This is a genomic window from Cesiribacter andamanensis AMV16, assembly GCF_000348925.1.
In the GTDB taxonomy this organism is placed as follows: Bacteria; Bacteroidota; Bacteroidia; order Cytophagales; family Cyclobacteriaceae; genus Cesiribacter; species Cesiribacter andamanensis.
In genome coordinates this window covers 1-19,233 of the sequence record NZ_AODQ01000087.1, presented here as the reverse complement: position 1 = coordinate 19,233, position 19,233 = coordinate 1, and the positions used below count along the sequence as shown (strand labels likewise).

The window sequence follows — 19,233 nt, the reverse complement described above, 5'->3', positions numbered from 1 at the left end:
ATTCCGGAAGAAGACCGCATCCGCATCCTGTGCCAGGCAGTAGCCGAAGAAGGCGAGCGCCTGCTGCCCTTTAGCGAAGAGGTGCAGCAGTGGCAGGCCCGGGTGCTGAGCCTGCGCCAGTGGCGGCCCCAGGAGGCCTGGCCGGAGGTAAGCACCGAGCGCCTGCTGGCCACCGCCGCCGACTGGCTGGCCCCCTACCTGAGGGGGGTGCGCCGACGCGATGATTTTAAGCGGCTGGAGCTGCTGCAGATCCTGCAGTCCAGCCTGCCCTGGGAGCTGCAGCAGCAGCTTGCCCGGCTGGCCCCCCTTAGCCTGGAAGTGCCCACCGGCTCCCAGATCCGGCTGGAGTACCGCCCAGATGGCAGCCCGCCCATCCTGGCCGTGCGTCTGCAGGAGGTGTTTGGGCTGCTGGAGACCCCGCGGATCAACGAAGATCACACCCCGGTGCTGATGCACCTGCTATCACCCGGCTACAGGCCGGTTCAGGTAACCCAGGACCTGCACAGTTTCTGGAAGAACGGATATGCCGAGGTGCGCAAAGAGATCAGGGGCCGCTACCCCAAACACCACTGGCCCGAAGATCCCTGGACGGCCGAAGCGGTACGAGGAGTGAAGCGGAAAAAATAAGCAGGCAGTTTTCGGGACGCCTGGCAGTGCACGTGTTGTAAACGCGTGCACTGCCAGGCGCTCTCACTAGCTAATGTCAAAACCTTGCGCACGTTTGCAACGCCTGCCCTAACCCGCCAGACAGTCCCTGAAATCTCGCATTATTTCTTAATCTCTCCCTTTTCCTTTATCCTTACCTCCTTTTTCAGATAGTCCTGAAAAGCCTTCAGATTTGTGGGTTTCCAGAAGGGAACCTTGCTGTGCACAGCCGTGCGGGCAATCACATGGGCGGCTACCGGTGCGGTAATAAAGGTAAAGGTGATGATCACCACCACTTTAAAGTACATATCGGCCTGGTTGAAATAGATGGCCATGCCCAGCAGGATCAGGCCTACCCCCAGGGTAGCCCCCTTGGTAATGGCCGACATGCGGATGTAAAAATCCGGAAAGCGCAGCAGGCCAATGGAGGCGATCAGCATAAAGACCACCCCCAGCAGAATGAAAAAGGAGCTAACAATCTCCCGGATCAGCAGGTAGTCGGGTACATTATCCATGTCGGTCGGTTCGTTTCATGAGAAAATAGGCAAAGGAGATAGAGCCCAGAAAGCCAAAAAGCGACAGGATAATGGCCACATCGATAAAATCCTCATTCCCGGTCAACTCAGAGTAAATGGCGATGATGCCGATCATGTTGGCTACAAACAGATCAAAGGCCGTAATGCGGTCGGGCAGGCTGGGCCCCAGGGCAAAGCGGATGCTGGCCAGCACCAGGCAGAGGCTCAGGCCACTGATGGCCACCATCAGGCTTAGGTGAAAAATGCTCATGCCGTCAGCTGGAGTAAGCGGTGTTCAAATCCATTTTTTAGCTTGTTTATGTAGGCGTCCACCCCGCCACTGTCCAGGTAGAGAATATGTACGTACAGAAAGCGTTTGTCCTCGCTCACATCCAGGCTTAGCGAACCGGGGGTAAGCGTAAACATGCAGGCCAGCAGGGTGATCTGCAGGTCGGTAGTTACCGTAAGGGGGTAGGCAATCACCGTGGGCTCTACCAGCAGGCGCGGGGTGATAATGTCGTAGGCGATTTTCATATTGGCCACAAACACCTCCCGGATAAAATAGAGGGCAAGGGCAAGCGCTCCTGGAAGTTTGCGAAAGTAGGTTCGCTTGTAAAAAGCGGTACTCAGCCACAGCAGGCCAAAAAATAGGGCAAAGACCAGGAGCGCCACCGGGCCTGTATAGGGCAGCAGCGCCTGGTAGCGAAAAAACAGGTAGGCCAGCGCAATGGCCAGAAGGATGTGAAGACCAAAGGTTTTCATTTGGGGGGGTACATTACGGCATTGATGTAGACATCGCTGTTCAACAGTTGCTCGGCAGCCCGCTGGCTAAGCGAGATCAGGGGGTCGGCATACAGGCCCATACATACGATCAGTCCGCTCAGAAAAAGCACCGGCACATACATAAGCCGGCGGGTGCGCCGCTCAGCCGGGCTCTCTTCCGGTAGCTCCCGGGCCTGGGAGGGCGCTCCCTCTTCCTGCGGTTTATTCTTCCAGAACACTTCATTCCAGATCTTGGTCATGGAAAAGACAGTGAGCAGGCTCACCCCCAGGGAGGTGCCCACCAGCAGCCATTGCCCGGCCTCAAATCCTCCCTTTGCCAGCATGAATTTGCCCCAGAAGCCCGAAAAGGGGGGAATGCCTGCCAGCGAAAAGGCTGATAGCACAAACAGCAGCGCCAGTACCGGCTGCAGCAGGTAGGCCCCGCCCAGGAAAGGGAGGGCAAAGCTCTTGTGTCGCTGGGCCACCACCCCGCTGATGAGAAAAAGGTTGGTCTTTACCAGAATGTTGTGAATGATAAAGAAAATAGTGCCGGCTAGCGCCAGGGGCGTAAAGAGCGAAAGCCCCATGATCATATACCCGATCTGGCTGATGATGTGAAAGGAGAGGATCTTGCGAAAATCAGTCTGGGCTGCAGCGCCCAGCACCCCAATCAGCATAGTAAGGCCCGAAATGAGCATGATCAGCGGCAGGGTGCGGTCCAGATCGATGGCAAAAATAAGTGTAAATACCCGCACCAGCGCATACACCCCCACCTTGGTAAGCAGGCCCCCGATAAAAGCCGAGATGGCGATAGGGGGGGTGTGGTAAGAGGCCGGCAACCAGAAAAAGAGCGGAAACACGGCCGCCTTTATGCCCAGCGCTACCAGAAAGAACATGCCCGCCATGGGTATAAGGCTGGTGTTGGTATCGGGCGCCCGCACCAGCTGGGCCAGCTCGGCCATGTTGAGGGTACCCAGGATGCCATAGACCACCCCTATGCCCATTAGCAAAAAGCTGGAGGCCAAGATGTTGATGGTCACATATTTGATGGAGCCTTCCAGCTGCGCCCGGGTGCCTCCCAGCGAGATCAGCACAAAGCAGCAGATGAGCAATACCTCAAACCAGACAAAGAGGTTGAACAGGTCGCCCGTAAGGCAGGCGCCGCCGATGCCCAGCTGCAGCATCAGCAGCAGGGGGTAGTAGCCAAAGCGCTGCCGGGGAGCATCCAGTCCCCGAAGGGAATACACCAGCAGGGCCAGCCCCACCAGGGAGGAAGAAAGTACCATCAGGCTGCCGAAGAGGTCGGCCACCAGCGTAATGCCAAAAGGGGCCGGCCAGTTGCCGATCTGGGTAGTAAGAATTTCTTCGCTGTTTACCTGCAGCAGCAGCCATACAGCAGCACTCACCAGGCCCAGCTGGCTCAGCAGGCTCAGGATCTTTTGCGCTCCCGGGCGGTACCAGAAAAACAGGCACAGGATAGCGCCAAAGAGCGGAATCAGCAGGGGTAATACAAGCAGCAGATGGCTCAAGGCGCTGGGGGTTTAGGGGAGTGAATCTGATCGGTACTGTCCAGATCATCCAGGTCGGTGGTGCCAAAGGTCTGGTATACCCGCTTGATGAGCACAATGGCAAAGGCCTGAATGCCAAAGCCAATCACAATGGCCGTAAGCAGCAGCGCCTGGGGCACCGGATCGGCAAAGGGCTCCAGGGCCACCTCCTGCTCTTCTCCAATAATGGGACTGCCCCCGCGGGTTAGCCGGCCAATCACAAAAATGAACAGGTTGGTCGCCAGGCCCAGGATCATCAGCCCCAGGATAAGCTTGAAAAAGTGCCGGTGCAGGATAAAATAAAGCCCTACCGAAAACAGGATGCCGATCACAAAACAGAGTACAATCTCCATAGCGTTCTTATTCTTCTGACATAATGAAGGTGATTTTGAGCACCACGCCCATCACCATCAGGTACACGCCCAGATCAAACAGAATGGGAGTGCCCGGCTTGCCCAGAATGGGCAGGTAAACATCTGTCCAGAGGGCTGTCATGTAGGGCTGCTGCAGCAACAGGCCGGCCAGTCCGCTGCCGGCGGCCAGCAGCAGGCCGGTGGCAATCAGGAGCATGGGCTCCAGGTGAATTCCCTTTTTCTCCCCCTTTTTCAGCTGCTCCAGCGTTTTTTTGCGCTGCCAGGTATTTTTTTTGATTGTTTGCAGCAGCTGCTGGCTGCGGCTGCGCGTATCGGCCCTGTCTTCTACATAAAGGCGCATAAAAAACATATCCACCACCGATTTGGGCCCGAAGGCCATGGCATAGAAAATATAGCCGATGGACCCGATAAGCCCCCCGATAAAACCGCCGCCGGGGTGGTTATGCCCCCGGAAAAGGATGTAAAGGGAAAATAACTGAAATACAGGTACCAGCAGGCGAATGGCCGTACCCAGGATCAGGGTGTTCATAGGCGTTCCTCCTGATCCAGTTTGAGTTTAAAGAGGGCAAAAATGCCCTTGGCCGCTACCGCCAGCACGGTGGTTTCGCCCAGGGTATCCAGCGCCCTGAAATCCACCAGGATCACATTCACAATGTTGCGGCCCTGGCCCTGCAGGTAGCTGGCCTGGCCGAAGTATTCCTTCAGCGGGGAGTCCAGCGGAAACTGCTTCACCAGCAGCAGCACATAGGTCATGGCAGCGCCAAACAGTACCGATACGGCAATGTATTTTGGCTTTTGCTGAATGGCCGAGAGGGTATGGAAGGCCGGCAGCTTGTGCAGCACCAGCACAAAGAGCACCACGGTAAGGGTTTCAATCAGCAGCTGGGTAGCGGCAATGTCCGGGGCACCAAAAAGGATAAAGAATACGGCAATGGAGTAGCCGATAATACCCAGAATGGCAATGGACGTAAGCCGGCTTTTGCTCCTGTGCAGCATGTAGAGGGCGGCCAGGATCAGCAGGATCAGCACCACCTCATACAGCCGTACATTGGTTACCAGGTGCCAGCGGTCGGCCAGCACCAGCGGGGGGCCGTTGGGGATGAGGGTATAGGCCACAAAGCCCACCAGCGTAAGGGAGATCACCGCAATGTAATTGCGCAGCTTGCCCGTCTGGATGGCGCCGGTAAGGGCTGCAGCGGCTCCCGGCAGGGCCTTTACCCCTTTAAAGAACAGATTGTTGGGACCATAGTGGTACAGGGGTGCCAGGCGGGGCGCAAGCGCATGCAGGCGGTCGGTGGCCCGGTACAGAACCCAGCCCAGCAGCATGGTGAGGCCGCTGAGCAGCAGCACCAGGTTAACCCCATGCCAGAGCGTAAGCTCAAAGGTTTGGGCCTCGCCCAGCATGGCCTCGGCTGCCCGCCGAAGCATGGGGGTTACCAGCAGGGCCGGCAGCACCCCCAGCAGCAGCCCCAGGCCGGCGAGCAAGAGGGGAGGAAGGTAAAGCAGCGGTCCGTCGGCATGCAGCAGGGGAGTAGGCGTAGGGGTTTTGCGCCAGAAGATGCGGTAGCCCAGTACCAGGGCCACAGCCACAAAAATGATCCCCGAAAAAAATGTGAGCCCGAACAGCGCCCAGCGGGTAGTACTCTCTTCCAGCGCCGCCTCATAGAGCAGTTCTTTGCCAATAAAGCCAAAGAAGGGAAGCATGCCCGCCATGGAAAGCGCCGCCAGTGCAGCCGCCAGGGCGGTGGGGCGCATGTGCCGGCCCAGCCCCCGCAGCTGCTTGATCTGCCGGCTGCCGGTAGCATGGTCTACATTGCCGGCCACCATAAAAAGCGTGCCCTTATAGAGCGCATGCGCCAGCAAAAACACCACCATGGCCTCCAGGGCCGGAGCAGTGCCCAGGCCAATCATGCTCACCAGGATGCCCAGCGCACTAATGGTGGTATAGGCCAGAATGGCCTTGAGGTCGCTCTGCTGAATGGCCAGAAAGGCCCCCAGCACCGTAGTGGTACCCCCCACGATCAGCAGGCTATACGCCCAGGGGTCGGTGCCGCCCAGCACGGGGGTAAGCCGCGCCAGCAGGTACACGCCCGCCTTTACCATGGTGGCCGAGTGCAGGTAGGCGCTTACCGGCGTGGGGGCGGCCATGGCATTGGGCAGCCAGAAATGAAAGGGAAACTGGGCCGATTTTGTAAAGGCCCCCAGGCAGATGAGTGCCAGCGCCGGCAGGTACAGGGCATGGGTGCGGATCAGATCGCCCTGCTCCAGCAACTCGGGCAAGGATAAGCTGCCCCCGGCCGTGCTGAGCAGCAGGAATCCCCCCATGAGCGCCAAGCCCCCGCCGCCGGTCACCAGCAGGGCCTGCAGGGCCGAGTTGCGGGAGTCTTCCGTATCATGCTTGAAGCCAATAAGCAGGTAGGAGCTCAGGCTGGTTAACTCCCAGAATACAAAAAGGGAAAACAGGTTGCCGGCCGTCACCACCCCCAGCATGGCCACCATAAACATGATCAGGTAGCCGTAGAAGCGTCCCAGCAGGGGGTGCCCCTTCAGGTAGCCGGCGGCATAGGCAATGATGAGGGCACCAAAGCCGCTGATGAGCAGGGCAAAGAGCAGGCTGAGGCCATCGAGGTAAATGTCCAGGTGAATGCCCAGGGAGGGCACCCAGGGGTAGTAACTGCTCAGCACCTGTCCGGCCAGAATGGTGGGCAGCAGGGAGAGCAGATACCCAAAAATGCTCAGGGGCAGCAGCATGAGCAGCAGGTAGGCCCTGCTGCCAGCCAGCCGATGTATAAGGGGGGCAGCACAGGCTACAGCCAATCCTGCCACAAGCGCAAGTACCATCAAGGAGCCCTTTCGTTGAAAAAATGAGTGCCCTCTTTTGCAGGCTGCCCGGGCCTACGTGCTGGTCGGGCGCAGCTACGTCTATCAGCAAAAGAAGAGAGGAGCTTCACCAGAAGCGGTTCTCCTAGCAGAACTACGAATCAGGAGCGGTGTTTGAAAAGCAAGCCGGCTTTTGGGACCAAAGGGGCAAAGCGCCGGGCTGGTATTGTCCTATACTCGCCTGCTATTTAGCCCTGTATAGGCATTTCTTCCGGGTCTGGCAGGGGTTTGGGCAGGGTCATCCGCAGGATGATAAAGGCCGCTACGCCTGCCACCGAGGAGCCCATCAAAATGCCCATTTTTGCCTGGTTGAGCAGTACGGCATCGGTAAAGGCCAGGTTGGCAATAAACAAGGCCATGGTAAAGCCTACACCCCCCAAAATGCCCAGAGCCATCAGTTGAAGCCAGCTGGTGCCGGCCGGCAAATTGGCCAGGCCCAGGCGTACACTGATCCAGGAGAACAGGCTAACCCCCAGCATCTTGCCCAGCAACAGGCCCAGGGCAATGCTAATGGTTAGGGGGGCCGTAAGAGCGGCGGATCCCCCCTCAAAGATCACCCCGGCATTAGCCAGAGCAAAAATGGGCAATACAACAAAGGCCACACCTGAATGCAGCATGTGCTCCAGTTTCTGCAGGGGGGGCTGTACATGCTTGGTAGCCCCTTCTATGGCGCCTACGGACGCCATCTGCTCATAATTCAGCAGCTTGGATTCCTCATCATCCTTAAACTGCTCAAAGACCACCAGGCCGTTGTTCACTTCTTCAATAAAGTCCTGTACCCGAATGCGGGAGGTAATGGGTACGGTAAAGGCCATCATGATGCCTGCTACGGTGGGGTGAATGCCCGATTTGAGGAAGAAATACCAGATTATGCCCCCGATGATGAAATAGGCCATTTTCTTGCGTACGTTCATCACATTCATCAGCAGGGGGATCACAAACAGGCCCAGGCCCATGTAGAGATAGCTGGTGTCAATCTCGCTGGTATAGAACAGGGCAATTACCAGTACGGCGCCTATATCATCCACAATGGCAAAAGCAGTCAGAAAGATTTTCATGCTCAGGGGTACGCGTTTGCCCAGCAGGCTCAGGATGCCCAGCGAAAAGGCAATGTCGGTGGCCATGGGAATGCCCCAGCCCTCGGCTCCCGGCCGGCCGGCCTGCAGCAGCAAAAACAGCAGCGCGGGTACCAGCATGCCCCCAATGGCCGCAAAAAAAGGAAGCGCTGCCTGCCGCACCGACGAGAGCTCGCCCAGCATCACTTCCCGCTTGATCTCCAGCCCCACCAGAAAAAAGAAAATGGCCATCAGCCCGTCGTTTACCCACAGGATCAGGGCTTTGTAAAGCGACCAGTCGCCAAACTGTACGCCTACCGTGCTGTTCCAGAGCTCTACATAGCTATCGCTCCAGGGGGAGTTGGCCCACAGCAGGGCAAGGGCTGTAAAGATGATCAGGAGAATTCCGCCGGAGGCTTCCGTTTGCAGAAAGCGTTGAAAGGGGGTTACAATTACACGTCGTAGAATGCGTCGGGTAGGGGTAGTCATCAGGGCTTGTTCCTCTTTTTTCTTTTTACTAAGACCGAAATGGCTCCTTTTTGTTAGGTTTTGTGCAGGGCTAAGGCCCCTGCAGGCCAAAAAAGGCATACAAAACTCAAAAAAGCAAAAAGCACCTCCGGATGGGGGTGCTTTTGTTTTGTCAGCTATGGGAAGATAGGTTTATCTGTTGCCCATGCCCATGCTGTTGCCGGGCATGATCTGGCCGCAGGCGATTGGCAGGGTAGGCCAGTAGGTACCCTCTACCGTCATGCCATGGAGCACAATCACGCGGTTTTGCAGGGGCTTAAGGGCCTGGTAGGCAATCATGTCGCCCATGCCCAGCATAAAGGTTTGCTTGTAATGGATGGTACCATCTTCAGCAGTTGGAAAGGGCGTAAGCGAAACAAGAACGGGGCCGTAGAAGGGAACGCCTTCGCCCAGGTCAATCAGGCCATCGCCATTTACATCGGCAGAGGGGGGTGGGCAGGTGGCATTTCCTTTGTTCTCCACAAAGCCATGGATGTGCTGCGGATGCGGCATGCCGGCCTCCAGGCCTTCAGCCCACACTTCTACGGTAAGCACATTGCCCTCTACCACTAGTTTGGCCTGGCCCGTAACGCCGGAGTGGTTCAGGGGATTAATCTCCACCCAGTACTCTTTCATCATGTTGGCGCTTTTGTTATTGGCTTTGGAGTCCATATCGAGCGTAGGTTCTACGGCATCCTGTGAATCTGAACAGCCAAAAGCAAGCAGCAAGCAGCAGGAGAGGAAGAGTGCAGGAATTCTGCTCAAAAATGTAGGTGAAAGTTTCATAAAAAGTAAGGTTTAAATTGGAATTTGATCTAGTAGGTGAACCGGGTCTAAGCCCGGGAGTTCGATTTTTGGTCTACTTATTTTATAAAATTTTTAATTGTTTAACGTTTTAAGTAAAAAAATGGTAACGAATAAACGCTTTGTAAGCACTTTTTTAAAAATTTGTTAGTTGCTGGTTGTTTACACACCAACTGCCAAAGGGATTTTGGTAGTAGAGGGGTGCTAGTCAGCGAAGGCGCTTCAGCCAAAAGCAGGGGGATAGTCTGTAGGCGGGTGACTAACAAGGGGGTGGAAGCGGGCGTAACGGGTCATACAAAAAAATCAGGAGTTAACCATAAGGAGCATTGGTGGAGTGTAGTCCGCTTTTGTCCTTGGTTTGCAGGTATTTACGAACCGATGTGTGCTCCCGGATTTTTTGCAGGTAAAAAAATAGAAAAAATAGCCTGTTGGCCTGCACCCCGACAGGAGGCAGCAACAGGTGTTGGAATGGGAACTGCCAGGCTGCTTAGCGGCCGCCCCCGAACCAGTCTTTGAAGGGAGCCACTTTTTCGCGGCTTACTATGATCTCTTCCTTAAACTCAAAATTGGGGTTGATCTTCAGGCGGCTGTTGGAGTAGACCAGCACATCCTTAATGCCGCTGAGCTTGAGGATATAGCTGCGGTTAACGCGGAAGAAGTGCTCGGGCGCCACCATTTCTTCTATGGTCTCCAGCTTGTAATCGGTGATCATGCGGCGGCCGCTGGCGGTTACCAGGTAGGTGTTGCGCCCCTCGGCATAGAAAAGCTGAATCTGCTCGGTGGGTACTGAGTGGATATGGTCGCCGATCTTGACCAGAAAACGCTCTTTGTACTGGGGCTTGCTCAGCTTTTTGTAGATGTCCTGAAGGGAGTGCAGGGGGTCGGCAAAGGTGCCGCTAAGTTGTTTAAGCTTATCGAGGCTGGCCGAAAACGCCTCATAGGTAAGGGGTTTGAGCAGGTAGTCGATGCCATTGGCCCGAAAAGCCTCCAGGGCATACTGGTTGTAGGCCGTAATGAAGATCACCGGCTTTTTAAGGGGCACCTGGTCCAGGGCGGCAAAGGAGAGGCCGTCGGCCAGCTGAATGTCCATCAGAAGCAGATCGGCCTGCTGGCCCCGCTCCTGCAGCAGGGGTACGGCAGCTTCTATGCTCTGGGCAGAACCGATTAGCTCGGTTTGCTCGCTGTAGCGTTTCAGAAAATGCACCAGCTTCTCATAGGCTGGTTTTTCATCCTCAATGATGATAACTTTCATGGGGGTGCAGGCTTGCGGTAGGGAGTGTTATCTGATAGGGAGTGCCGGGGGTCCAGCGCAGGCGCTCGCCGGTAAGGCCTGTGTAGCGCTGCTCCAGATTCTGCAGGCTGCGCTCCAGCAGGCCGGGCTGGCTGAGCGAAAAGTTAGGTTCGAAGCAGATGTGCAGGCTGCCCGACACCTGCTCAATGCGGACCAGCAGGGGGGCTGCGGCAGAAGAAAGCTGCCCGTGGGCAATGGCCTCCAGCAGGCGCAGCAGGCTGCCGGGGATAAGCAGCAGCTGCTCATCCAGCTCGCCCAGCTGTAGCTGCAGGTGCCTGCCTGAATGGAGCAGCAGCTGGTGCAGCTTGTGTACCGCTTCCAGTTCCTCCTGCAGGGGGATCAGCTCTTCCTGCCGGCGCAGAAAGTACTGGTACAGCCTGGCCAGCAGGCTAATGCCGGCATCGGCCTGTTGGTGCTGCAGCTCCCGCAGCCTCAGGATCACATGCTCCAGGCCGGCAAACAGAAAATCGGGATGCAGGGCATGCCTGAACAGATCGATCTGCTGCTGCAGCTCCAGCGCCCGGGCCTCTTCTTCGGCAATGCGCAACTGGTACTGGTGATGCAGGGCTACGAAGCCCAGAAAATAGCCCTGGTACAGCAGGGCCAGGGCACCAAAAATGCTGTTAAACACCTTTAGCTCGCTCAGAAAGCTAAGGGGGTTGGTAAAGTTCAGCTGGTAGCGGAAGTAGAGGATAAGCGCCAGGCTGGTGATCAGGGCGGTGGCCAGCAGGGCCAGCAGCAGCTTGAGACTACTCCAGAGCCAGAACTGCCCCGCCCGGCGGGTAAGCGAAACGGCCAGCAAACGGTTGGCCTCCAGCACTCCATAGCTGATACCAATGCACACCAGCAGTTCCTGGTTAAAGAAGTCGCTCAGTACCCGGCTATGGGTATCAAAGGCCAGCAGCACCAGCAGGTACACCATGGCGCCAAAGCCCAGCGGGGCCAGCAGCCGAAAGAGGGGGCGGGTGGCAGGGGTGCTATACATAGGCCTCCTTTCTGATAGCCGTAATGTAGGGCAGGCGCACCTGAAAACGGTCGGGCTGCTGCAGTACCTCGGGCTGGTATCGGCTGAGGTGCTGGTAGCGCTCCCGCAGGTTGCGCAGGCCTACCTGGCCCGAGCGTACTCCCTGCGGCGGGCGGGTAATGGTGTTGGCCACTTCTACCCCCCGGGCGGTGGCAGTTATGCAAATGCGTACGGGGGCCTGGTCTGTAGCCACATTGTGTTTGATGGCATTTTCTACCAGCAGCTGCAGGGCAAGGGTGGGTACTTTTTTGTCAAGGCAACCCGGCTCAAGGCTTCGCTCCAGCTGTATGCGGTCCCCAAAGCGCACCTGCATGAGGTGAAAGAAGCTGTCAACCACCTCCAGCTCCCGCTGCAGGGTGCTGAGCACCTCATGGGGCTGGCCCAGCAGGTAGTGGATGTTGTGCGCCAGCTGGCGCAGGTAGGCCTCGGCTCCTGTGGGGTCGTAGCTGATCAGGGTAGAGGCCGTATTGAGCGAGTTGAACAGGTATGGGGGGTTAGCTGGTCCCTCAGTACATCAAACTGCAGCTCCTTCTGCCGGCGCTGTGCCCGCAGGCGGGCCAGGGTTTCGGCAGCGTAGCGGTAGTAGGCGTACCAGGAAAAATCGCTGAGAGTAAACAGCAGGCTCAGCAGCAGGGCTACAATGGCCCCTGTCAGGATGAAGATCTCCCCATTCTCGGTGCCGTACAGGCCGGTATGCCCGATGGTGTGGGCCAGCAGCAGGCTGGCGCCCCAGGCGGCCCCTATGCCTGCCACCCACAGCACGGCCCAGGAGAGTGCAAAGCGCAGGCCCGGGTAAAAGCGCCAGCCCAGGCGGCTTATAGCGCCCCAGTAGAGGCCCCACACCAGCAGGCTGGCGGCCCCTACAGCAGCCAGCAGAGCCGCGGGTTGCTGCACCAGGGCGGTGCCCACACTTAGTTTTCCTCCCAGGCTGTAGAGCAGGTAGAGGTAAAACCCCAGCAGGGGCAGCCCTATGGCCGGCAGGGTGAGCAGTTTTTTCATAGATGGGGGATTGGGGAGGCACTACCGTCGCATACCGGCAGCTTGCTCCGGCCCGTATGCTAAAGATAGCAGATTATACAGATATTTTTTACTGCACACATTTCATTACGCTGCCGTAGTAATGGGTGGAACTGATGGATTTGGCAGATTCCTGCACGGCGGCTTTTACAGGAGCAGATGCGCCGCTGCTACATACCTTCAGGAGCACTTCGGTCTTGTAATGATCGCTTTTGATGGTGGCAGCGCTTTTGGCCAGGCTGGCCTTTTGCTCGTCGCTGAGCTGGTTGGTATTCAGGGCGCTGCGCAAAATCTCGCTGCGGTAATGGTCGCTGTCCATGCGTTCGGTTTCACGCAGAAGGAGGCCAAAGTGCTTGCCAAAGTCCTTGTCCTTTACCAGCATGCGCATAAATTCAGATTTGTAATGGTCGGAGCCCAGCTTGTTGAGCATGCCAAAGAGCGCTTCATAATTGCCGCTGCTTAGCTGGTGGCTGCTCACCAGACGCTTCAGGCTCTCGGTGGCATAGTGATCGGAAGTGGTCTGGGATATGCCCCGGATCACATGGTCCACGCCGGTAGGGCTCAACTTGGGCTGCTCCTTTAATACCACGGTAATGATTTCGGTGCGGTAATGGTCAGATTCTACCTGGCCCAGCATCTTGCCCAGCAAAAATTCCAGTTGCTCGTCGCTAAGGTTATTTCTTAGCATGCGTTTCAGGATCTCGCTCTTGTAATGATCACTCTCAATGGTGGCAATGAGTTGCAGAGCCTGCTGGTTGTAGGCAGCGGGCAGGTTGCGCTCCAGGGCCAGTTTAACCAGTCCGGTTTTGTAGTGGTCGGAGCCTACGGTTTTAATGGCGCTCAGGTAATTGCCCAGGTGCTGGGGATTTGCCAGCAGTTTACTGCTGTTGCTTTTGAACACCTCGTAGCGGTAATGATCGGAGCCAATGTGCTGGCCTACCCCCTCAATCACAAAGGGAATCTCGCTTTCTTTAAGATCTTTTTTAAGGAGCAGTTCGGCATAGCGGGCTTTGGCGTGGTCGCTCTTCATGGCGGCGATCTCATTCATAACCCCCCTGGCGCCCCCCTTCTGGTAAAGGCGGTCTACTCGTGATTGAGCCCCTATGGTGGTAGAGCGTACCAGGTCGGGCAGAATATCGGCTAGCCAGGCCCGTCCGGCCGGCTCAAAGGGTACCTGGCGCCCGCCTTCCCGGTATTCATGGGTAAGGGTGCCGCCCGAGCTGCGGATAAAGAGCTCGCGGGTATTGCCAAAGGTGGTTTTCTTGATCCGGAAGTACCCATCGCCGGTAATGCCGGTAATGCTGCGGTCGTCGGCCGAAAGCTGGACCTCGCCATCCTGCTCGATCTTGATGCTTTCATTGCCGGTTTGGTAGGTGGTTTCGGTAGAGCCGCCCCTGCTGGAGATGTGCACATTGGTATGCTGTGCCTGTACGGGGGCAAGCAGGCTGATGAGGCCCAGGCTCAGGGCCAGCAGCAGCCGCAGGCTCAAAGAATAAAAAGGTATAAGCTGATACATATGCGTGGTGATTTAATTTCTGCTTCAAAGGTGCACTGCTGGGGCCGCCTATAAAAATAGAATGGTATCAGCTGCCGAAAGGCTGTAGTGAACTGCCGATAGGCTGTAGTAAACGGGTTTGCTGGTTTGCGGGACTTCAGAGCAGCGGCGCTTTGGCGCATAAGGGCCCTATTTTGCTGAAATCCTGCTGTTTAGCCAGGCGGGTAGGTGATTTGGTGCAGCCCTTTTGCAGTTCACTACACAGATTCTGCGGTTGGTGACACTTCATTTTTACGGGGCTGGAGACTTCTGCAACTTTGAATCATCAAGCAGACCAACCCCTAACCCCTATGCGTATGTATCCATTTTTTCAGCTTACCACCCGTCTGAGCCTGTTGCTGTTTTTGCTGCTCCTTTTAAAACCCGGAGAGCGTACGGCGCAAGCCTCCCTAGGCCTTGCCTACCCCTGGCAGCAGGTAGTAACAGCCCCCCTGCAACAGCCGCTTGTGCACCTGCTAAGGGCAAGCAGCTAAAGGGGGGTAGTGTTTCGGCCACTCCTGAGTAGCTGCCCAACAGCTGCCTGCCTTTTTTACCACCAGATTCAACTCTATTACACCACCTTATTTTACCATCATGAAAACGGTATTTTTAAGCCTCATCACCCTTTGCCTGCTGGCGCCTGCCCAGGCCAGTACCACACCTATAGCTGATTTGCCCTGCTGCATGACTGCCAGCGATAGGAACAAAAAGAGTGCTGCACCAGAGCGGGATGCCCCCGACCTTAGCCTTGATATTCTGTTTCAGGAAGAGGTGTACATTCACATTGAAGATGCCGAAGGCAATACCACTCTTAGCGGCGCCTACAGCAGAGAAGCGCTCCAGCAGGATATGGGCCTACGCCAGCTTTTGCGGAAGAGCCGGCACTACCTGAGGCTGGAAAATCATTACTATTACCGCCTGGCCGAGTAGGGGGCCTGCCGGGCTACCGGTCCGGCAAGCTCAGTGCAGAGGAGGCTGTAGGCGCTGGCAAGGGCGGCATCAGGCCCCCTTTCCGGACTTGCGCCACTGCTGCAGTTCCAGTTTGGCTTTCTGCACCTCATAGCAGGCTAGCATCAGCAGCTTAAAGTCGCCTCCCTGCAGCGCCTCCAGCAGGGCTTCCATTTCGGGGATGTATTTTACGGCAAAGTCCTTGTCGTTTTTGATGATATCCCGCGTATTGTCGATCACATCGGCCAGCTTGATGGTTTTGGCCTGGGGGCTGATGCCGGCCTGGCGGGCTACCTCTTTTTGCTTGCGGATTTTGCGGTTCAGCCGGGGGTAGGCTTCTTTCATGTACTCATCGGTAAGCTCGTGCACCAGGTGGGCCACCTCCCGGCCAAAGCGCTGTTCAATATCCTGATGCGATACAGGGGTATCTTCTACCACATCGTGCAGGTAGGCGGCGCAGAGCATGGCCTCAGTATGGGCCACCGTTTGCACCAGGCCAGCCACCCGCTTGGGGTGCTCGATATAGGGCTCGCCGGTAAACTTGCGCTGCTGGCTGCCATGGGCCTGCCTGGCAAAGTCGAGGGCTTGTTCCAGGGAATTCATACCGCTATTAACGGGCTATGCCCGTTTTTGTGAGAGAATACAGGTAGAAAGTCCAAAGGGCAGGTGATGGGAAATTCACAATTGCTTAAAGAAAGGCTGTTTTAGGGTAGTATATGGCTATCAAAAACGGTAAGTGAGGGCACTCTTTCGAACTACTGCCCAGGGATCAGATGCGTGTAGGATCCTATCAATCCTATTTGCCATAAACCATCCAAATCAAAAAGAAAAACGTCTCTGCAGCTGCAGAGACGTTTTTTATAGGGAGTACGGAATTATCAGGGCTTGATCACCAGCCCCTGCGTACTGGTCTTGCCGTCGGTACGGATAATGACCAGGTACATACCGGCCTTCAGGTGGCTGAGCTCCAGTATAGGGCCGGCCTCTGCTTCCTGGGCGCTATAGCTTCTGTGCAGCAGCTGTTGGCCAAGTGTGCTGGTTACCTCTACCGTTACGGCTCCTGCTACGGCCTGCCTGAAGTGCAGGTGTAGCTTGCCCTGACTAGGATTTGGGTAGAGCGATACGGCTATGGCCGCCTGCGGCAGCTGTACCTGTACGGTTTCTGTTGCTATCTGCCCATTGTTGGAGGCGGTAGCCCTGTAGTAGTAAAGTGAGCCAGCGCTTACCTGAGTATCGGTCCATTGGGCCGGGCTGCCTTCTGCCTCCTGGGCTGTAAGGGTTGCGATGGTTTCAAACTCCCGGCCGTTGAGGCTGCGCTCCAGTTCAAATACGCCAGCTCCCTTGCTGGCCGAGAAGTTCAGCAGCACGCTGTTGTCCTGCGCTGTGGCCGTAAGACTAGTAGTTGTGCGGCTGGCAGCCCCTGTTACCACCATGGTTTCTACTGAGGCGCTTTTTTTGCCACCAAACTTAGAGTCTACCCAGGCGGTGTTTAGGATATAGGTGGGGTTCACCACAATGTCCACATCATCCACAAACCAGCCGGTAGCGCCGGTGAGTACATCTGAGCCCATCCGGAAGCGGATCTGCACCTGCTTGCCGGCAAAAGTGCTCAGATCGGCTATGGTCTGGATGTAGCCATTGCTGCCGCCGGTAAAGGCCGGACCCTGTACGGTGGAGGCATTGGCCAGGGGTATCTGGCCATTGTAGCCGTTTTGGATCATGTGGGGACCAAGGTCCTGCCAGGTGAGGCCGCCATTGGTGGTGATCTCCACTACCCCGCCATCAAAACCTTCTTCAGTATTGTAGTCGTGCCAGAAGCGCAGTTGGGCACTTTGTGGCAACTGCACCGGACTTTTGAGGATCAGCGACTGGTTGCTGAAGGCGTCGGGATCAATGGCAAACCAGGAGTAGGTGCCACTGCGCGGGTTTTTGCTGCTCAGTGTCCAGTCTGCCAGGCCTACATCGTGCCGGGTGGTCCACTTGCCTGCTCCAGCCTCCATATCATCGCTAAAGAGCACCGTGGTTCCCCCACCGCTAGCTACTTTTACGGTAAAGCTGCGCTCAATGGTTTGTCCCTCAGCCAGCTTTACGGGTTTAAACTTTACTACATCCTTTTGCAGGCTGCCTCCGTCTGTAGCGGAAACAAAGGTGGTGTTGGCTGGCAGAGGATCGGTGATCTGTACCCCTTGCAGCGAAGCGGGAGTTTCGTTGCTGACAGTTATGGTGTAGGTCAGTTCCTCGCCATCGGCTACAGGCGAAGGGGTAGCCTTAAGCCTGATGGCCATGTTGGGCTCGCAGGAGGGAGGCATATCAAAGGCTTCCACCCCATCAGTAAGGTCGCTGCTGCTGCCCTGCTGGGCGCTGTAGCCCAGGCCTCGCTTGGCAAAGGCCCGCCAGATGTAGCACTGGTTGGCGCCACCGTTGTTGATCTGGTCAGCCGCCAGGATGGCATCGCGCATGTCAATAAAGCCGGGGCTGCAGGGTTGCAGTTTCAGGCCGTCAATCACCAGTTGCAGGGCCAGGTTATTGCCGCCCTTGCCGTTATAAATGTCTGGATCGTAGCCATACTCTTCAATGAGGTTCCAGGTCATGTCCCATAGCATGCTGGCCCAGATAAAGCCCACGCCATGGGGTACGCTGATCTCGGGATTGGAGATCATGCCGTAGGTATAGGGGTTGATGCCCATATCGGTGCTGTAGGGGGCTGGCCGGATGCCATTGCCATCGGTGCCCTCGTCCATTACATAGGTGCCTATGCCGCGGCGCTGGGTGCCGGTATCTCCGTTTTTCATGGTCATGTACAGGCCAAAGAAGTCGCTCCAGCCTTCGCCGCCCTGTTCCTGTCCGCTCAGGCACTGGGTGCTGGGCCCCCCAGTGAGGCGGGTGGAGATACCATGGCCGTATTCATGGGCAATGATGCCATTGTCCAGATCGCCGTCTTTCATAGGGGGTACGCCACCCTCACGGCGCAGGGTACCGCTGAGCCCCTGAGTCAGCGCTGCTTTTAATTTGTCGCCATCTTCCTTGCTGATCATGATGGCGGGGATCAGCACCAGGTTGCCGGTTTCATCGCCGCCCATGGAGAGGGCGCCTCCGCCAGCTATGTTATTGACCACAATAACGGCGGTAGCGCCAGATGCCTGAGCATTTAGCGCTTTTTCAATAAACGAACATTCTCCTCGGTCTACCAGCGCTATATTGCCGTTTATCTGCTCCTGATTGGTAAAGGGTACCACTACAGAGCCGGCAGGTAGGGCGGGGGCGCCGCTGCAGCCATTGGCCGGGTCGGCCAGTACAATGGAACCACTTACACCGGTTTCATCCAGGGGCTTGCCAAAGGCAGCTTCTATGCCCATATAGCCGCCAGCCACGGCAGCAGGGCTGGTAATAAAGAGCAGCTCGGCGGGCTGGGCAGAGGTCCAGAGGTACATTTGCATGCGACCGGGTATGCCATCCTGCAGGGTGAGAAAGTTGGCATTGTTTGTGCCGCCGCCATCCTGAGCCTCGGCCATAACGGCATCCAGCCCCTGGCCCTGTCCGCTGAAGTTGGTATGCTGAAAGTTGCCGCTCACCTCATCGAAACCAAACTGGTAAAAAACATCGTGCATGAGGTTATTCCAGTAGAAAAGATTGGTTGTTGCGGCCTTTACATAGGTGCCGGGCTGCTGGCTCAGATCTGCCGGAAAATCAAATATCAGGTTGGCGCCGCCATCGGGGCTGGTGCCGGCATTGGCGCCCAGCTGGTCCTCATAGGCAAATACGTTGTTGCCCCTGGTGATGGTGTAGCTGAGCAGGCCATCGTTGTGCCAGCCTAGCGGAGAGGCTCCTGGGTCTTCCTTGCCGCTTACCAGAGAGAACTCTCCATGGTTAGGCGTTTCAAAAGGAGCATCCAGCACCCGGTAGGTGCCTCCTGTGGCGGCAGCGGCCAGTTGCGCCTGTGCAGAGATGCGGGGAGCAGCAATTGTTGCGGGCTGCAGCATGGAGGCGGTAAAAGCCTGCTTATGCTCTTTGGGTGCATCGGTGGCCATTGGGGTGCCTCCCCAGAAATCATGGATCACCAGGTCCTCCTGCTTCAGGATGGCACCGGTGGTGGCGTCTACGGATACATTCCAGTAATGCTGGGCATCCCTGGTATAAATGGAGACAATCCAGACCAGACGAACTGTGCCGTTTTCCTGCGGCTGGTACATAAGCTTGCTGCTGATGGGGTGAAGTGATATGCCGCCATCGGTTAGGAGTACCTCCCGGGTTTTGCCTCTTCGGGGTTTTTCTTCAAGCACNCAGGGCTTGTGCAGGGGATAGCTTCAGGGATCGGGCTGCTGCTTCGGCA

Annotated in this window: 19 protein-coding genes; 3 read left to right on the top strand and 16 right to left on the bottom strand. The window is 56.6% G+C overall.

Annotated features, from left to right (window positions below):
- Nucleotides 1-627: ATP-dependent helicase C-terminal domain-containing protein (locus ADICEAN_RS14735; protein ID WP_040397399.1), on the top strand; the 627-nt coding region annotated here is incomplete at its 5' end.
- A 140-nt stretch (nt 628-767) separates the two neighbouring features.
- On the opposite strand, the gene mnhG is transcribed toward ADICEAN_RS14735, so the two are convergent.
- From mnhG to ADICEAN_RS14665, 14 genes are all read right to left on the bottom strand, one after another.
- Nucleotides 768-1,160 (bottom strand): monovalent cation/H(+) antiporter subunit G, encoded by a 393-nt coding sequence (gene mnhG / locus ADICEAN_RS14730; protein WP_009196426.1) that lies wholly within the window; start codon nt 1,158-1,160, stop codon nt 768-770.
- Nucleotides 1,153-1,431: a monovalent cation/H+ antiporter complex subunit F gene (locus tag ADICEAN_RS14725; protein ID WP_009196425.1), complete on the bottom strand. Its 279-nt coding sequence runs from the start codon at nt 1,429-1,431 to the stop codon at nt 1,153-1,155. Before ADICEAN_RS14725 ends, mnhG begins: the two co-directional genes overlap by 8 nt.
- The gene (locus tag ADICEAN_RS14720; RefSeq protein WP_009196424.1) at nt 1,428-1,922 is read right to left on the bottom strand and encodes a Na+/H+ antiporter subunit E; all 495 of its coding nucleotides are present in this window, start codon (nt 1,920-1,922) and stop codon (nt 1,428-1,430) included. The genes ADICEAN_RS14725 and ADICEAN_RS14720 overlap by 4 nt, the downstream gene beginning before the upstream one ends.
- Nucleotides 1,919-3,451 (bottom strand): Na+/H+ antiporter subunit D, encoded by a 1,533-nt coding sequence (locus tag ADICEAN_RS14715; protein WP_009196423.1) that lies wholly within the window; start codon nt 3,449-3,451, stop codon nt 1,919-1,921. Before ADICEAN_RS14715 ends, ADICEAN_RS14720 begins: the two co-directional genes overlap by 4 nt.
- Nucleotides 3,448-3,822, bottom strand: a complete 375-nt coding sequence (locus ADICEAN_RS14710) for a Na+/H+ antiporter subunit C (RefSeq protein ID WP_009196422.1) — start codon at nt 3,820-3,822, stop codon at nt 3,448-3,450. The genes ADICEAN_RS14715 and ADICEAN_RS14710 overlap by 4 nt, the downstream gene beginning before the upstream one ends.
- A gap of 7 nt (nt 3,823-3,829) precedes the next feature.
- Nucleotides 3,830-4,372, bottom strand: coding sequence for an MnhB domain-containing protein (locus tag ADICEAN_RS14705; protein WP_009196421.1), 543 nt, complete (start codon nt 4,370-4,372; stop codon nt 3,830-3,832).
- The gene (locus ADICEAN_RS14700; protein ID WP_009196420.1) at nt 4,369-6,684 is read right to left on the bottom strand and encodes a putative monovalent cation/H+ antiporter subunit A; all 2,316 of its coding nucleotides are present in this window, start codon (nt 6,682-6,684) and stop codon (nt 4,369-4,371) included. The genes ADICEAN_RS14705 and ADICEAN_RS14700 overlap by 4 nt, the downstream gene beginning before the upstream one ends.
- Nucleotides 6,685-6,911: 227 nt before the next feature.
- Nucleotides 6,912-8,267 carry a Na+/H+ antiporter NhaA gene (gene nhaA, locus ADICEAN_RS14695; protein WP_162831710.1) on the bottom strand — a complete coding sequence of 452 codons (1,356 nt, stop codon included), beginning with the start codon at nt 8,265-8,267 and terminating at the stop codon, nt 6,912-6,914.
- A 171-nt stretch (nt 8,268-8,438) separates the two neighbouring features.
- Nucleotides 8,439-9,050 (bottom strand): cupredoxin domain-containing protein, encoded by a 612-nt coding sequence (locus tag ADICEAN_RS21400; RefSeq protein ID WP_152426450.1) that lies wholly within the window; start codon nt 9,048-9,050, stop codon nt 8,439-8,441.
- Nucleotides 9,051-9,576: 526 nt separating this feature from the next.
- Complete coding sequence (locus ADICEAN_RS14685) at nt 9,577-10,341, bottom strand: LytR/AlgR family response regulator transcription factor (protein ID WP_009196417.1); 765 nt, start codon at nt 10,339-10,341, stop codon at nt 9,577-9,579.
- The gene (locus ADICEAN_RS14680) at nt 10,322-11,365 is read right to left on the bottom strand and encodes a histidine kinase (protein WP_009196416.1); all 1,044 of its coding nucleotides are present in this window, start codon (nt 11,363-11,365) and stop codon (nt 10,322-10,324) included. The genes ADICEAN_RS14685 and ADICEAN_RS14680 overlap by 20 nt, the downstream gene beginning before the upstream one ends.
- Nucleotides 11,358-11,855, bottom strand: coding sequence for a sensor histidine kinase (locus tag ADICEAN_RS14675; RefSeq protein WP_236612929.1), 498 nt, complete (start codon nt 11,853-11,855; stop codon nt 11,358-11,360). Before ADICEAN_RS14675 ends, ADICEAN_RS14680 begins: the two co-directional genes overlap by 8 nt.
- Nucleotides 11,855-12,403, bottom strand: coding sequence for a hypothetical protein (locus ADICEAN_RS14670; protein WP_009196414.1), 549 nt, complete (start codon nt 12,401-12,403; stop codon nt 11,855-11,857). Before ADICEAN_RS14670 ends, ADICEAN_RS14675 begins: the two co-directional genes overlap by 1 nt.
- Before the next feature lie 88 nt (nt 12,404-12,491).
- Nucleotides 12,492-13,937, bottom strand: coding sequence for a hypothetical protein (locus ADICEAN_RS14665; protein ID WP_040397396.1), 1,446 nt, complete (start codon nt 13,935-13,937; stop codon nt 12,492-12,494).
- 335 nt (nt 13,938-14,272) lie between these two features.
- On the opposite strand from ADICEAN_RS14665, the gene ADICEAN_RS22725 reads away from it, so the two are divergent.
- Both ADICEAN_RS22725 and ADICEAN_RS14660 read left to right on the top strand, forming a co-directional pair.
- Nucleotides 14,273-14,449, top strand: a complete 177-nt coding sequence (locus ADICEAN_RS22725; protein WP_161622716.1) for a hypothetical protein — start codon at nt 14,273-14,275, stop codon at nt 14,447-14,449.
- 100 nt (nt 14,450-14,549) lie between these two features.
- A complete protein-coding gene (locus ADICEAN_RS14660; RefSeq protein ID WP_009196411.1) occupies nt 14,550-14,885 on the top strand; it encodes a hypothetical protein in 336 nt (111 codons plus the stop codon).
- Between the two features lie 69 nt (nt 14,886-14,954).
- On the opposite strand, the gene ADICEAN_RS14655 is transcribed toward ADICEAN_RS14660, so the two are convergent.
- Together ADICEAN_RS14655 and ADICEAN_RS14650 are read right to left on the bottom strand one after the other, a co-directional pair.
- The gene (locus tag ADICEAN_RS14655; RefSeq protein WP_009196410.1) at nt 14,955-15,506 is read right to left on the bottom strand and encodes an HD domain-containing protein; all 552 of its coding nucleotides are present in this window, start codon (nt 15,504-15,506) and stop codon (nt 14,955-14,957) included.
- Nucleotides 15,507-15,781: 275 nt separating this feature from the next.
- On the bottom strand, nt 15,782-19,183 hold the full coding sequence (locus ADICEAN_RS14650) for a M36 family metallopeptidase (protein WP_009196409.1): 3,402 nt from the start codon (nt 19,181-19,183) through the stop codon (nt 15,782-15,784).
- Nucleotides 19,184-19,233: the final 50 nt, after the last annotated feature.